Annotated in this window: 11 protein-coding genes; 3 read left to right on the top strand and 8 right to left on the bottom strand. The window is 63.5% G+C overall.

The genetic code is table 11. The features are described from left to right. Positions 1 to 5: 5 nt before the first annotated feature. Genes ACYVG8_RS06075 through ACYVG8_RS06060 form a run of 4 tightly spaced genes read right to left on the bottom strand, consistent with a single transcriptional unit; the run spans position 6 to position 6148 of the window. Positions 6 to 2801, bottom strand: a complete 2796-nt coding sequence (locus ACYVG8_RS06075) for a bpX6 domain-containing protein (protein WP_460745177.1) — start codon at positions 2799 to 2801, stop codon at positions 6 to 8. Next, positions 2788 to 4593, bottom strand: a complete 1806-nt coding sequence (locus ACYVG8_RS06070) for a hypothetical protein (protein WP_460745176.1) — start codon at positions 4591 to 4593, stop codon at positions 2788 to 2790. The genes ACYVG8_RS06075 and ACYVG8_RS06070 overlap by 14 nt, the downstream gene beginning before the upstream one ends. Continuing rightward, the gene (locus tag ACYVG8_RS06065; protein WP_107889636.1) at positions 4590 to 5030 is read right to left on the bottom strand and encodes a bpX5 domain-containing protein; all 441 of its coding nucleotides are present in this window, start codon (positions 5028 to 5030) and stop codon (positions 4590 to 4592) included. Before ACYVG8_RS06065 ends, ACYVG8_RS06070 begins: the two co-directional genes overlap by 4 nt. Next, positions 5027 to 6148 carry an AAA family ATPase gene (locus ACYVG8_RS06060; RefSeq protein ID WP_315384401.1) on the bottom strand — a complete coding sequence of 374 codons (1122 nt, stop codon included), beginning with the start codon at positions 6146 to 6148 and terminating at the stop codon, positions 5027 to 5029. The genes ACYVG8_RS06065 and ACYVG8_RS06060 overlap by 4 nt, the downstream gene beginning before the upstream one ends. A gap of 233 nt (positions 6149 to 6381) precedes the next feature. Here ACYVG8_RS06060 and ACYVG8_RS06055 point away from each other — a divergent pair, with 233 nt between their 5' ends. After that, on the top strand, positions 6382 to 7065 hold the full coding sequence (locus ACYVG8_RS06055) for a hypothetical protein (protein WP_460745175.1): 684 nt from the start codon (positions 6382 to 6384) through the stop codon (positions 7063 to 7065). A gap of 82 nt (positions 7066 to 7147) precedes the next feature. Then, positions 7148 to 7867 (top strand): peptidylprolyl isomerase, encoded by a 720-nt coding sequence (locus ACYVG8_RS06050; protein WP_460745174.1) that lies wholly within the window; start codon positions 7148 to 7150, stop codon positions 7865 to 7867. 538 nt (positions 7868 to 8405) lie between these two features. On the opposite strand, the gene ACYVG8_RS06045 is transcribed toward ACYVG8_RS06050, so the two are convergent. From ACYVG8_RS06045 to dcm, 4 genes are all read right to left on the bottom strand, one after another. Next, positions 8406 to 9637, bottom strand: a protein-coding gene (locus tag ACYVG8_RS06045; protein WP_460745173.1) for an IS3 family transposase whose coding sequence is annotated in 2 segments (ribosomal slippage) — positions 8406 to 9289 and positions 9289 to 9637 — 1233 coding nt in all. Because the reading frame shifts where the segments join, the coding sequence is not laid out codon by codon here. A 479-nt stretch (positions 9638 to 10116) separates the two neighbouring features. Further along, complete coding sequence (locus ACYVG8_RS06040; RefSeq protein ID WP_460745172.1) at positions 10117 to 11442, bottom strand: type II restriction endonuclease; 1326 nt, start codon at positions 11440 to 11442, stop codon at positions 10117 to 10119. After that, positions 11424 to 11909 (bottom strand): very short patch repair endonuclease, encoded by a 486-nt coding sequence (locus ACYVG8_RS06035; RefSeq protein WP_460745171.1) that lies wholly within the window; start codon positions 11907 to 11909, stop codon positions 11424 to 11426. The genes ACYVG8_RS06040 and ACYVG8_RS06035 overlap by 19 nt, the downstream gene beginning before the upstream one ends. A 10-nt stretch (positions 11910 to 11919) precedes the next feature. Then, entirely contained in the window at positions 11920 to 13218 is a 1299-nt protein-coding gene (dcm, locus tag ACYVG8_RS06030) for a DNA (cytosine-5-)-methyltransferase (RefSeq protein ID WP_460745170.1), read from the bottom strand. Between dcm and ACYVG8_RS06025 the strand changes: the two genes are divergently transcribed. Continuing rightward, complete coding sequence (locus tag ACYVG8_RS06025) at positions 13187 to 14410, top strand: HNH endonuclease (RefSeq protein ID WP_460745169.1); 1224 nt, start codon at positions 13187 to 13189, stop codon at positions 14408 to 14410. The genes dcm and ACYVG8_RS06025 overlap by 32 nt on opposite strands. Positions 14411 to 14684 lie beyond the last annotated feature (274 nt).

The raw sequence follows: 14684 nt of genomic DNA, 5'->3' as shown, positions 1-14684 counted from the left end.
TCCGGTCAGAACACGGACAGCGACAAGGTACGCCCGAGGCTGACATCGACGTGGAACAGGCGGCCGTGCTGATCGATGACCTGCCACCAGTCATCCGCGACCCGGACCTGCAGGCCGCTGCCTGCCGGCCAGTGCAGTGCTGCTTTCAGGGCCCAGTCGCGCATGCCGACATGGAACAGGTCGACTGCACCATTCGGGCTGGTGCGGCAGGCCAGATACCAGCCGGCGCCGGTTTTCAGCATCAGGCCGCTGCCGTGGCCGGCCGGGCCGGGCAGCGTGACGGCGGCGCCGTCGTCCCCGCGACCGCCACGATGCAGAATGATCTGCCCGTCCCGGTCCTGCTCAGTGTGAAATACCACGCAGCCTTCGTCACGTTCCAGCAACAGGCCGTCGCCAGTGTGCTTTTCCTGCGGCCAGCGTGAGCTGAGCCGGCGTTCCGGCAGGTGGTAGCACCACAACTGTACTTCGTCCGGCCCGGTCTGGATCAGCAGTTGCTCCACACTTGTCCCGGCGCAGAAGGCCGTGACCATGCCCGGCAGGTCCGCCACCTGCCACAGTACCGACTGCAGCGAGGTGGTGACATCGAGCACCTGCAGCCGCGAACCGCTGACCACGGTCCAGCCGATGCCGTCGAACTGCTCCGCCATATGGTCGAACTCGCCGCTGCCGAGATCGGTGGCTGTCCGGTTGAGCAGGTCGAGCCGGCTGACCCGCCACCTGGTACCGCGCTGCGCCAGCGCCAGCACGACCTGGCCGTTGTGCGCCGGCACCAGCCGTTCCGCCGGTTGCGGGAAGCGGTGGAGCGGGGTGCCGTGCCTGTCGACCAGCATGGCGCCAGCTTCGCCGAGGGCCAGCAGGAACGTGTCATCGTTCAGCGGCACGGCATCCTGCAGCGCACGCGCGCCGGCGGCCGGCGCCTGCCAGTCCAGCGGTGTCTGTTGCTGATTGAGGGGCAGCACGGCCGGAGGCGGGAAACGCAGATCTGGCAGGTCGGCCGCGAATACCGGGTCCGCCGCCAGCGTCACCAGCTTGCTCAGGGTACGACGGTCCAGCTTGCCATGTCCTGCCATGCGGTCGGCCAGCAGCCCGGGCAGGAGGGGACGCAGGATGGCTGCGACGCCGGGACCGCGCGCGCCGAGCGTCAGGGCGCTGTCGGCGATGGCCGCGCGGGCCGGGTACTGTGCCGGATCATCGCGCAGGCCCAGCAGGAAGTCGTGGTAATGCACCATCGTGTCCGGCAACAGGATTGCTCGCCTCAGCAGCGCCCTGGCCTGCAACTGGCCCCCGGCCTGCTCGACGTTCTGCAGCCACTGTGCCGCCTGCGGCCGGAAATCGGGAAGCGGCCAGGCGGCATCGACCGCCTCCAGCCATGCGCCCTGGGCCGCCAGGGTCGTGGCCCATTCCTCGCGCAGGCGTCGGGCGGCATCGGGCCATTTGTCTTCCAGCTGCAGGATGGCGGTGGAGAAGGCGTTGTCGCGCCGCGCCACGGCAACCGCATGTTTCCAGTCGCCGGCGAGGCAGTGCAGACGGACGATGGTGTCGGCCGCCATGTCCCAGTACAGTGCCAGCGCGGCGGCCTGGGTGAAGCGCTGCTGTTTTTCCAGATAGTCGAGGGCTTCGGCATGGGACTGCAGCAGCTCGGCGAGCACGAAGACCGCCTCGTCGATACGGCCTTCGCGGTCCAGTTTTCCGAAGCTCCTCCGGTACAGGTCCATGAGGTACTGACGCAGAGGCGGGTCCAGATTCAGGCTGGCGCGGCCCGATGTGCCCGGTGCGCCGAGACGCAGATCCTTTCGCGCATGCGGCGTACTGAGTGACGGTGAGTCCGACCCGTCGCCACCGCCGAGCGGGATCGCATGGCGAAGTGCCTCGTCGAGCCGGCCGTTTTCAAACATTTCCAGCATCCGCCGCAGGTAGGCGGCCTGACGGTGGCCGAATGCCCGGGCCAGCGGCGTGGTCATGACCATGCGGGCCACCCAGTCCTGCCAGCGCTGCGGCAAGCGGGCGCGGAGCCGGCGGGCGGGCAGGCTGTCCACCAGCCGGGCGGCCAGCGGCCGGGCCCCGCCGGCCAGCCGGCGCGCGATCCAGTGATGCACGGCCCAGACCGTGATGGGTATCAGCCACCCGGGGCTGGACAGCGGCGGCAGCCTGTCGGTGATCAGCAGCCACCCCATCAACATGATGGCGAGCGCGACTTGCCATTTCCATACTGCCGACCCGGTCGTGCCGTTCCGGGTATCAGGCCGGCTTTGCGGCGGTTGCCCGATGGCCTGGACAAAACGCTGCTGAGCCGCGTCCGCCGGGGCGACCGCCTCGCCGAGTACCTCGCGCACATCACCGGGAATGGCCGGGGTGGCGAGCACGGCTTCGCCGGGTTCGTCGCGGAAATCATCCGTGTCGAGCAGGACATGGTCGTCGACCGACAGCCAGCCGGCCGGTTCCAGTGGTTCGGCCCCGGCAAAATGCAGGGCCAGCACGCGGCCGCCATCGACGATCCACAGATCGGCCTCGGGCAGCCGGGCCGCTTCGCCGGGGCGGATGCCGGCCGAACTCAGTGTCTGCCCGACCCGCACCAGCGGCCAGCCCAATTGGGCGGCGTCGGCGGGGAGCGGGAGGGCAAAGCGCAGCGCGTCGCCGGCGGCAAAGCGCCAGGCGGTGGCTCCGGGCTGCCAGGCTGCGACCAGTCGCGCCGCGCGCTGCGCGTCGTCGTACCAGTCGGCCGGGAACCACAACCCGTGCAGCGGCGGATTGCCATGCCATACCGGCTGGCACGGCAGCAGGCCGGGATCAATGGCTGGCATCTTCGCTGCTCCCTTCATGGATAAACAGCTTGAGGGCCTGCTCTGCCAGCGAATAGACGATCAACTGTTGCTGCCCGGTCAGCAGCGCAACCTGTCCGCTGATCGGTGAGTAGCTGAGGCGCACGGCAGCGGCGGGCAGGGTGTACAGCGTCGTCAGACCGTCCTGGTCCCACCGCGCGAGCCGTTCGTTTCCGGCGTCGATCAGCAGCAGGGCGCTGTCATCGCCAATGGTCCGGTCGAACATGCCGATCGCCCGCCAGCCGGGGGGCAAGGTCCATTCCAGAGACTGAAGCGGGCCGCCCGACTGCCACTGGAGCGGATAGACCCGCCACGTTTCTGCTTCCCCCGGGCGGCGGTCGCAGACTGCGGCCCCGCCGAACACTTCCGGTCGCGAGGCGATGCCGTTCAGCAGGACCGCAACGTCCTGGCCGACCGGTCCCAGCGTGACCTGGACATCGTCAGGATCGGTATCGTACTGCCGGATGTGCAGCCTGTCGGCTTCACGCCAGGCACAGGCGAGCCGGTGCTTGCCCACCTGCGTGATCGCCAGCACATTGCTGGCCAGGGTTTCCGGCACAGGCGGCTTGCCGCCGCTGGCCGGCTTCGCGCAGAGCAGGGCATTGTCCGTCGTCAACAGCAGCAGCTGCCGCTGCCGGCCGGCGGTGAGACAGGCCGCCGGCTGCAGCGCCGCGCTGCCAGCCGGTGCCGGCACCAGATCCGTCGGCAGCCTGATACCCTCGGCTTGCCAGGCGAGGGTCTGCCCCGACTGCCTCAGTACCCCCAGCGCCGTCCTGCCATCGAGCAGGAGGGCCAGCGGCTGGGCGCCGTCAGGCCACAGTTGCCGGCGCGCCTTGCCCCGGGCATGGTTGGCGCCAGGAATGGGAAACACCATGACGCCGGGGGCGTCGAGCAGGCGCACGGCGACATGACGGCCTGCGGGCGACAGAATGGGCGGCTGTTTGATGCTGAGACGACCACTGTTTTTCTGATGGGCGTTGCTGGCGGCAGTTGGCGCAAACCGGCCTTTCAGTATGTCCTGCGCCAGCGGCTCCGGCGGCAACGGCAGTTGCAGCCTGCTCCGGCGGGTGCGCGTTTCCAGCAGGACGTCGAGGTCGCTGCCCTGCAGGGCCCGGGCGATGCCGAGGCGGTGGCTGGCCTGCGGCATTGCCCCGGCGGACGGGCTGCCGATCTGCCAGCATTCGGCCGGATTCAGCGCGGCATCGGCCAGTGACTGCTGCCACTGCTGCAGATGGGCCTGTGTCGGCAGGGTCCAGCCGCGCTGCTTGAGCAAATCGTGCAGATTGCGGACTTCCCGCGCTTCGTGCAGCGCCCCCGGCTGTTGCAGAACGCCCCAGCGCAGTGTGGCGCCGGCCTGTTCCGCACGGCGCGCCAGCAGGATCCATGCGGCGAGATGCGCCAGCCGCGGTGCGCCGAGCTGGTGCGGACCCGCGTCGAACAGCGCCAGGATCAGACGGTCGACCTGCCGGGATCTCGGCCGTGGCATCAGGAACAGGTGCTCACCCATGACCGCCCGGCGCAGGAACTCGTCCGGCGCGGCTTCGGCCAGCAGCCATTCGCTGGCGAGCAGCCGCGGATAGGGCCCGCGATGCCTCAGGTCATCCAGCCCGTCCGGCTCTGTCACGGAGGTGTCGTGCAGGCGGGACGCGGCGAGACCGGGCAGGGTGTCCAGCTGGCGAACCAGATCGCCGAGCGCGACGGCCACATCGGGCCTGAACCATTGCAGCCAGTGGTGCCAGGGCCGAAGCGCGGCGGGAAGGCTCCAGTCGCTCATGGGTGTCCCGGCCAGCGCCTGGCCAGCCGTTCCAGCAGACAGGGGGAAACTGCATGCTGCCGGTCCAGCGGCATGAACACCGCCGGCGTTCGCCACAGCAGCAGCGGCTGGCGATGGCAGCGCAGGTCTAGCGCCCGGGCGAGCAGATCATGGGCGACGTCGGGTTCGTCCTGCGTCGGCAGCCACAGTGCCGGTGCCTGCCTGCTGGGTGCCGCATAGGCAATACCATCGACCCATGGCAGGTCGGCCGCCGCACCGATCAGCACCAGCAGGTCAGAAGATGAACACATCTGCAACCGGGCACGGACGTTGGCAGGCAGGGACGCCAGCCGTGCCAGCAGCGCGGGCGCCGCGTCCCGTCCCGCCACGGCGGCAGCGGGTTCGGCGACAGTGACGGCGGGGCGCCAGTGCCAGGGCAGGGGGGGAACCAGCGTCATGCCGTTACGACAAGCCGGGCGGCCAGTTGCGTTCTGAGCCCGGCCAGGGCTTCGGGCAGTTGTTCGCGACTGAAATTGGCGTCGATCTCGCGCAACAGTGCCTCCAGCCGGGCGGGCGTCACCGTGGCGGACCGGGCCAGGCATTCCTGCGCAGCCGACTCGAGCCGCGCCGCACGGGACAACGGTTGCTGGACGGTGGCCTCACAGGCGCTGAACAGGGTAGCGTTAGCGGAGCACGCGATCTGCTCGCGCAGCACATCGCGTGCCTGCGCCTGCAGCGCTTCGGTCGGAATCACGCACAGCAGCGGCCAGATGTCGGCCTCCTGCGCCTGCAGGCGTCCGGTCAGCACGGTGGCCGCAGCGATCAGCCGCTGTGACCTGACGAGGCGGCGATCCGACAGCGGAATGCCGGCGGCCCGCAGCGAACGGATGGCATTGACCAGCGCCGGCATCGCCTCGCGCATGTCGACCCGGGCCACCTGTGCGCTCAGCAGATCCAGCTGGGCGAGACTGTTTCCGGCGGCCGGCGGCTGTTGCGCGACCTGCCAGCCGCCGGCCAGCAGGGCTTCCAGCTGGTGGTCAGCCACGGGCGACACGAAGGAGTGGACCAGGAAACGGTCAGCAAAGGCCGCCAGCGCCTCGTCTTCGGGCAGCGCATTGGCTGCCGCGACACAGATGCGCAATGGGCAGTGCAGGCGGGTATGGCCGCGCCGGAACTGGCGTTCGTTGAGCAGGCCGAGCAGCGTGTTCAGAATCGCCGTCGATCCGAGGAACACCTCGTCCAGAAAGGCGATGTCCGCTTCCGGCAGCATGTCGCTGACGTCGGTCTCGACCGTGCCGTCGCGCAGTTTCCTGAGATCCACCGCGCCGAACAGCTCCGACGGCTCGGTAAACCGGCCCAGCAGATACTCAAAGTAACGGCCGCCCAGCGAACGGGCGACGCGGCGTACCACGGCACTCTTGGCGGTGCCGGGCGGGCCGATAACCAGTAAATGCTCCTGGGCGACCGCTGCCAGCAGGATCAGTTCGGCCAGCTGTTCGCGCTCTACCAGCCCGGTGGTCGCCTGCCGGAGGTTTTCGCGCAGCTGCCCGGCGGCATGGTGCAGTTCGGCAATCATTGCTGGAGTGGCTTCCACCAGGGAAAGAAAAGGCCAGTTTGCCAGATTGGCGAAAATCATTCCAATAGCAACAATTTGTCATTATCAAAATGACGTTGACGTTACCCGTTTTGAATCAGTGGCTTGTTTTTTGCGCTCGTGCCGATTTCGCACCGCGGTGCCGCCAGATATTTTTCGGATTTTTTCAACGCGCTAGTATGGGGGCCCACCCCGGTCCGGAAAAAGGTATCCCGTTGCGCACTTCCCTCCTGTCCCTGACTCCCGCCATCGCCCTGGCTGGTCTGCTGGCCGGCTGCGCCAGCTATTCCGAAACCCGCAGCGACACCTTCCCGTCACTGTGGCAGGTCGAGAACGGACAGTGGCAGCCGCTGGCGGACGGGGGCCTGCAGGGGGGCTGCGAGACGGGCAGCAGCGGCTGCCGGGGCGACTGGGCCAGCATCAATGGCCGGGTGCCGCTGCCGGCCAACTACCGGCTCGGTACCACGCTGACACTGCAGGATGGCGTGCTGGCCGAGCTGATGCTGGACCGCACCGCACAACGCTATACCCGCGTTTATCTGTACCGGATCGAGAACAAGCTGGCCATCGGCAACGGACGCTCGACTGCGGACAAGGCCTATGGCGGCAAGAACGTGGCCAAAGTGCCGTTCCAGGTGGAAACGAACCGCCCGTACCGGGTCGAGATCACCGTCTGCAACCGGAACCTGAGCGTCAGCATCGACGGCAAGCGCTATCTGAGCGGTGAGCCGCACGACACGCGGCAGCGGGGCACGCTGGGACTGGCCGTCAATGGCCGCGCCCGGTTCGATGCGCTGCGGGTGACGGCGCTGAACCGGAACGAGTGCGCACCGGGCGACCGCTTCTCCCATCCGGAAGGCATGCCGATGCCGGCGCCGTTCTTCGTGTTTTCGGAGTAGGGACCTAGCCCGCTCGGCGTATTGTGCCGCGCCGCCGGGGTGGATAACGTGCCTTCATTACTCCCGACCCCGCGAACCTGCCATGCCTGAAGCGACCATCAACGATATCCGGATCGAAGCCGACACCCGGGCCGAACTGAACAATGCCGCCGTGCAGGAACTGCTGCGCCAGCGCGCGCTGGCTGTCGGCCTGCTCGAAGACGGCGCCGACGACGACACCCGTGCTGCCGCACTGGAACAACTGCTGGAACAGGAAGTCAGCGTGCCGCAGGCCAGCGACAGCGAACTGGAACGCTATTACACCGCCCATGCCCGGCGCTACTGTGCCGGCGAACTGGTATTTGCCTCGCACATCCTGCTGCAGGTGACGTCCGGCGTGGACTTGCCGGCACTGCAGGCGCGGGCGGAAGCCATCCTGCGCAATGTGCGCGACCAGCCGGAGCGGTTCGACCAGCTGGCGCGCGAGAACTCCAACTGTCCGTCTTCCGAGCTTGGTGGCAGCCTCGGCCAGCTGCAACGCGGCGAAACCGTGCCGGAATTCGACGCCGCCCTGTTCTCCGACCAGTCCGTCGGCCTGTGGCCGCAACTGGTACGCACGCGCTTCGGCTTCCATATCCTGCGCATCGACCAGCGCGTTCCCGGCAAGCAGATGCCGTTTGACGTCGCGCGCGAACGCGTGGCCATGGACCTGCAGGGCCAGGCGCTGACCCGGGCGCTGGAACAGTATGTCCGGATCCTGGCCGGGCAGGCGAAGGTGGTGGGGGTGGATCTGGGCGCGGTGGGGGTGCCGTTGGTGAATTGAGGACTGGGTGTCCGCTTCCCCCTTGACAGGACAAGCGGTACACAAGGTAAGCAGGGACTCTGGGCTGGAGGTTGCTCGGGCAGCGGACCGCGCATTCAGCAGAGAGAGATAGAGGTGATGCGGCGTTCACTGCAAGGAATCGGTTCGCTCGTGCATTTTGCTCCGAGCTTTTCTGTCCACCAGGGCTGAGAACAGGCGGTCATGCATGAGGGCCGTCAGATTTCTCGGGCGAATCCGGATTTGTGCCAGGGAAAGGAAGTGTTGGCCAGTCAAGCAATGCTGTATCACTGGTAACTGCGCCCGGCAGCCAGTCCAGTGACTGCTTTCTGATACCGCACTCCCACAAAATAAACACGCGCCAGCCCTGTTGCAGCAATGCTTCCCTTGCTGCCTGATCCCGCTGGACGTTCTGTGCGAACTTGCCCAGCCAGAATTCGCTGCGTGTAGCAGGGGTGGCTGTCAGCCTGCAACCAGCATGGCGGTGCCAGAAACAGCCATGTGGACTTCGCCCCCGTACCCCAGAACACCCGTTCCCGCTTCAGGTTGAAGGAATCGCCAGCCGTCGGAACTCCCGGGGGGACCGGTAGCCCAGCGCGCTGTGCGGGTGGTGCTCGTTGTAATGGACAAAGGCCTGCGCCAGGTTCGCCAGTGCGGTTTTCCCGTCCGGCTTTGGCATGAAGGCGATGTAATCCCGCTTCATCGTCCGGACGAAGCTCTCCGCCATCCCGTTGCTCTGCGGACTGCATACCGGGGTCGTCACCGGCTCCAGTCCGATCTCCCGGGCAAAGCGGCGGGTCTCTTCTGCTGTGTAGGCACTGCCGTTGTCACTCAGCCATTGCACGGCATACGGCGGTCGTTCCTGGCCGAAACGGTGCTCGACCGCCGCCAGCATCACGTCGCGTACGTCGTCACCACTGTATCCACGCCGACTGGCGACCCAGCTCAGTGCTTCCCGATCACAGCAGTCCAGTGCAAACGTGACCCGCAGTTTCTCGCCGTTGTCCGCATTGAACTCAAAGCCATCCGAACACCAGCGCGTGTCGCTGGCCGTTACGGCTACCCGGCCTTCATGCCGACGTGGTTGCCCAGGCCGCTTGATCCGCCGCTGCAGCAACAGAGCATGCTCGCGCATGACCCGGTAGACCCGCTTCCGGTTCACTCTCGGCAAGGCCAACTGATCACGCTGGCGACGCAGCACGCCCCAGGCGCGGCGATAGCCGTAGCTTGGCAAATCGACGATGACAGCCTTCAACTCGGCCACCAGCGCGGCATCATCCAGAGACCGGTGCCGTCTCCCGTCCTGCCAACTTTCCGGCCGGTGAAGACGGACCATAAGGGCCGAGCGCGCAACGCCGAGACTTCCACTGACCGCCTTCACTGGTCGTCCCCGGGCAACAAGGGCATGCGCGCAATCCATTTTCGCGAGTGGGCGATCTCCACCGCTTCCTTGAGAATCTCGTTCTCCATGGTCTTCTTGCCGAGCATACGCTGCAGATCGCGGATCTGCTTCATGGCGTCAGCCAGTTCGGAAGCCGGGACGACAGTCTCCCCGGTCCTGACGGCCGCAAGGCTGCCTTCCTGATAAAGCTTGCGCCACTTGAACACCTGATTGGCGTGCACATCATGCTGTCGCGCCACGGTGGAAACGGAACGACCGGGCTCGAAGGTTTCTCGCACGATGGCCAGCTTCTGCTCGACGCTGAACCGGCGTCGTTGCTCTGGGTGGGTCAGCACATCAACCCGCTCGATTTTGGACATGGGTTTGAACATGGTTTCAAGACTACCGCTTAGTTTAGGCGGGATGCGGTGTCCTGTCGTTCGGGGGGCCTATCCAGAGGGTGTTACTGTGCGTGTTCAAGGGCGTGATATAGGTCTGAAAAAATTTAGCTTAGATCATGTAGGCTGATTTTCGGCCAAAACTAACGTTTTAATTCCGTATGGACTGCGGCTACTTACAGCTGGGGAACGGCTTTATCTAGTTTGATGTGCTTGCAGCGACGTCCCCCCGTTTTCAGCAGCAGTCGCTAGCCAGTTCATGTCTTTATCGATCAAGATAAGGAGTTGCCCTCGCTGCTTGAGGGACTGATTGTAGGTTTGCCAGTTGGTGGCGTAGTATTTGAGAGGGAGGGGCTTGCTTATGCCGTCACTTTACCGGACAGTCACCAGCCCCGATTAATGCAACAAAGTCCTCTCATCGCCCAATTCTTCATCGGTGACAAGAAAGGAAAGATATTCAGTGGGGAGTATTGTCACAATTCAGATTGTTGGTAAACGGTTAATTGCTTGATATTGGCTATCAGGGCTGTGATGCTGAAAAGGTTTTTTATTTGTGACTCGGTGTAAGTATTCTGGATGCTCTCCGGCACCACCAGTTGCAGCCCATGCGCAGCCATCTCCTTGGTTTGCGCTTCGCTGATGGCCGCTTCCAGGGTGATAAGGTGTTTGCGCGGGATGCGGGCGGCTTCGCTCAGTACCTGGCGCCAGCGATCCTTGCAGGTGGTCTTGGCACCCAGCATCAGCAACTGCTCTGCCGGGAAGGCCGGGTCGTGGTAGGCGGCAAAGGAGGGGAACATGAAGTCCGGTCGGGCGTTGTTTTCGGTGACGTTACCCTTGCCGCGGCCTTGCTGGAACTGCAGGCCGTGCAGGCGGAACAGGGTGTCCAGATGGCCTTCAAAGGCGTGGCCGACACGTGACTTGCGGCGGTTCTGCACGCTGAGCGAGTAGTTGATGAAGGCGTCCACGTCATCGCCGAGCTCGCCAAAGCCGGCACGCAGCTGGGCCTGCACCAGCTGGCGCTCGTACAGGCGGAACAGTTTTTCTTCGTGCTCCATCCACGCCATCAGTGTGCCATCCGGGTCAGCCAGCGGATTGGTATGGTCGGCGATGCTGTCGCGGGCAAAGGCTGAAAAGGCAGTAGTGGGCGGGAAGGCTTTACCGCCAAAGGTGGCCAGCAGGCGTTCGGTCCAGTCGTCGTCGGAGCGGTCGGGCTTGTTCAGCTCGATACCCAGCGCTTCCAGCATCATCCGCAGGGGCAGTAGCAGGATGCCGGCATCCAGTTCGCCCGCCTTGAAGCGTTCGCCGATTTCGCCGAGGCCAAACAGGATGCGCAATTGCTGCTCGGCCGCGCTGCCGGCCGGTGCAAACACCATTAGCAGGCTGCCGGGCTTTAGGTCGGCACCGTCCAGCGGCAGGAACAAATCCTGCAGCGGCAGGGCGTTTTCGCGCAGCTTGGCCACCAGAAAGAAATCGCCTTCGCTGATGCAGGTCGTCACCGGGCTGTCGTAGTAGTAGAGGCGGTATTCCGGGCCACGGTGGGCCACTTTACGGCGGCAGTCGTACCAGGTGACGTGGCTGTCGCAGATGACCGGTTCGTCGTCATCATCGGAGATGTAGATCTGGCGGGCGCGGAAGCGGTATTCCTCCTGCTTGCCGGGGGTACCCAGCCATTCACGGAAGCCAGCTGCCGGCAGACCGCCGATTTCGTGCTGGCGGGATTTGCCGGGCTCTGCGTCCACGGCGCTCAGGTATTTGGCTGCTACGCCCTCGGTGTAGTCACTTATTCTGTCGTCAAACATGTCAAGGGGCGGATGCCGTTCTCATCGATTTGCGAGTCATAGCTGCCCATTGTCAGCCAATTGGCAGTATAGTCAATCAGCATGTCCTTTGACAGGGATTCATTCTTTCGCGTTGCACATTCCCAGATTACCAGTACACGCCAGCCGGCCTGCAGCAGCTGCGCCAGCTGCCGGGCATCGCGCTGGCGGTTGGTGTTGATTTTGTCCTGCCAGAAGGCCGTACGGGTTTGCGGCACCTTGAAATAGCGGCAGTCGTGGCCATGCCAGAAACAGCCATGAATGAACACCACGGCCTTGTACTTCGGGAATACAAGGTCCGGTTTGCCGGGCAGGCCCTTGTCGTGCAGACGATAACGAAAGCCCTGCGAGTGCAGGGCTCTGCGGATGAGGACTTCCGGTTTGGTGTCTTTGCCACGGATGCCCGACATCATCCGGCTGCGGGTGGCTTTGTCGACGATGTCGGTCATGGAGGCTGGGTCAGACGGTGGAGGCCTGTAGCGGCAGTTCCGGCTCCAGCGTCTCCTGGGTCAGGAACTGGTGCATCAGCCGGGCGGTGTGGGCCATCACGTCCACCACCACCGAGTTGCCAAACTGCTTGTAGGCGCGGGTGTCGGACACCGGAATACGGAAGGTGTCGGGAAAGCCCATCAGCCGGGCACATTCGCGTGGGGTCAGGCGGCGCGGGTTCTTGTCTTCACCTTGGTAGACCAAAATTTCCGAACCGTCCTTGTAATAGCGGGCGGACAGGGTGCGGGTTACGCTGTCGGCACCCACCAGCCCGAAGCCGAAGCCGTTGCCCTTGGCGCGGTGCTTCTCGGCATAGGCCTGCAGGTAAGCCCAAAGCTTGGGGGTGAGGGTGTACTTGTCCTGCACCTTGTGCGCCGCATGATCGAAAAAGCGGTCTCCATCCCATGGCAACGCCGGTTCGCTTCCATCGGTACGGTGCAGAATCTCGCCCAGACGGATATTGCCCTTGGGCGGTAGTGGCAGGGCGTCCCAGTCGAAGGCCACCGGCTCGCGGAAGCCGACAATCAGGATGCGTTCGCGGTGCTGTGGGGTGAAGTGGGCGCCATCAATCACCTTGCAGTGGATGTGATAGCCCAGCTCCTCGCTCAGGGTGCGGCGGATTACATCAAAGGTACGGCCCTTGTCGTGGGACAGCAGGTTCTTCACGTTCTCCAGCAGGAAGGCACGCGGACGCTTTTCATCGATGATGCGGGCCACGTCAAAAAACAGCGTGCCCTGGGTTTCATCCTGGAAGCCGTGGGCACGACCCAGTGCATTCTTCTTGGATACCCCTGCAATGGAAAACGGTTGGCAGGGAAAGCCGGCTAGGAGCACATCGTGATTCGGCACGTCACCGGCATTGATCTGGGTGATGTCGCCATTCAGGGTGTGCTGGTCACGGTTGTAGTTTTCGGCGTAGGTCTTCTGGGCGTAGCTGTCCCATTCGCTGGTAAACATGCAGCGACCGCCAATCCCCTCGAAAGCCTGACGGATACCGCCGATGCCGGCGAACAGGTCAATGAAGGTGAAATCAGCACTGTCATTGTCAAACGGCAGTGCGGGCGGCAATAACTGACGCAGGGCATGCACTAGGAAAGAGGGCGGTTCGCAGTCGCCAGATTTCCAGCGGCGGATGGTGCGGGCATCAACCTTGAGAGCGTTGGCAATCTCGGTCTGGCTGCGCAGCTGCAAGACTTCATCCAGCATGGCTTTGATATTTAGGGAATCTGGCGTGTTCATGGCGCTTTCTCTGGGACAAAAGCCGGACATAACGTCCGCTGATGGACACATTTTATCCGCAGAGGCAGCTTATAGCCAGTGGAAATGTGGGCAGGTTGTGAAAATGTGCGAAATCAACCATCGCAAGGGTGCGAAGTACCGGAAAATAATCAGGTTGTGGAGGTTGTTGCTGCTGGAATATGCATTATGGATGGACCCGTGCCGGGTAATGCGGTACTCTGCGGCCTTCTGGTATCGATATCGAGAGCGATCCAATATGTTACTGCGTTGTCTTGTGCATTCGCCGGAGTGGGATTTTCCAGTTTTCAAAGTACTGGCAAGCAATGATACCGGTAATGCTACAGGGCATCAGGGTGGAGTGGTCATACCGAAAGACTTGCGTATTTTCTTTCCGGGGCTGACTGGTACAGTTTCAGCAGCAAACCCGACGGTCGATCACCGGATCGAAGCGCAGCTTTTTGTTGAAAATGCCTACAAAGGGACCGTAAGTACCCGCTACCAGTTTCAGTCATGGGGCGGGCAGCGTTCGCCTGAATCACGATTGACTGACCAGTTAGGTCCGTTGCGGAATCTGGCGACCGGGAATGACGTACTGATTATCCAGCGGAGCATCGACCGTCTTGATTACTACAGGCTGACGCTGGTGCGGCGACTCTCACCAGATTTTCCTGCAATTGCAGGCATGATCGGACCGCATCGCTGGGGGGTTCTTGACCGCGCCGCACCGCCAGTGTCCGATGATGACCTTGACTCCGCCCTGACTGAAGAAATGGCCCTGGAAGCGGCGCCTTTTGCCCTCATTGATCCTGCTGCCGGAACCAGTGCATCCACGGTCAGGAAAGTCGCACGATCAATCGTTTTCCGTAAAAGGGTCCTGGAACAGTATGAGGAGACTTGCGCCATTTGTGGAGAGGCACTGAAATCGCCTTCCGGATCACTGGAGCTGGATGCTGCTCATGTCGTTCCCCGCTCACTTCTTGGCGCTGATGATGTCCGTAACGGGGTTGCCCTGTGCAAACGCCATCACTGGGCATTCGACAAGGGCCTGTTTGGTGTGGGTGATGACCGGAAAGTGATAGTTCCTGAAGTTGTAACGGTCATTTCCGGAAATGCAAGCCTGCAAGAACTTCACGACCAACTGATCCGGGAGGCAAAGGACAATGCGTTGAAAGTGCATCCTGATGCATTCGCGTGGCACCGCGAAAATATGTTGATCCGATAAGCACCTGATGCCGTTTGTAGATGCTATCTCTTGCAGAGAATGACTGATCATGCTGGATGGCCCATGATGAGCGCCCCTCATGGGTTTGGGATGTCAGAAATATTCGCTATTGAAGTGGTATTTCAAGCCGGGTGATGAAATTACGAAAGCAGCCTTTTTCATCTGACATGTGAAAGACAGCTTCAGCCTAAAATCAGCCGTACTATTCAGCGGTGTTACTTCAATCGCACGATGTCGCTCACCCTAGTAGGGTAGCAGGGCGATTCCCGGTCCT

This window comes from Microvirgula curvata, from assembly GCF_054781615.1.
This window is presented reverse-complemented; position numbering and strand designations above follow the sequence as displayed.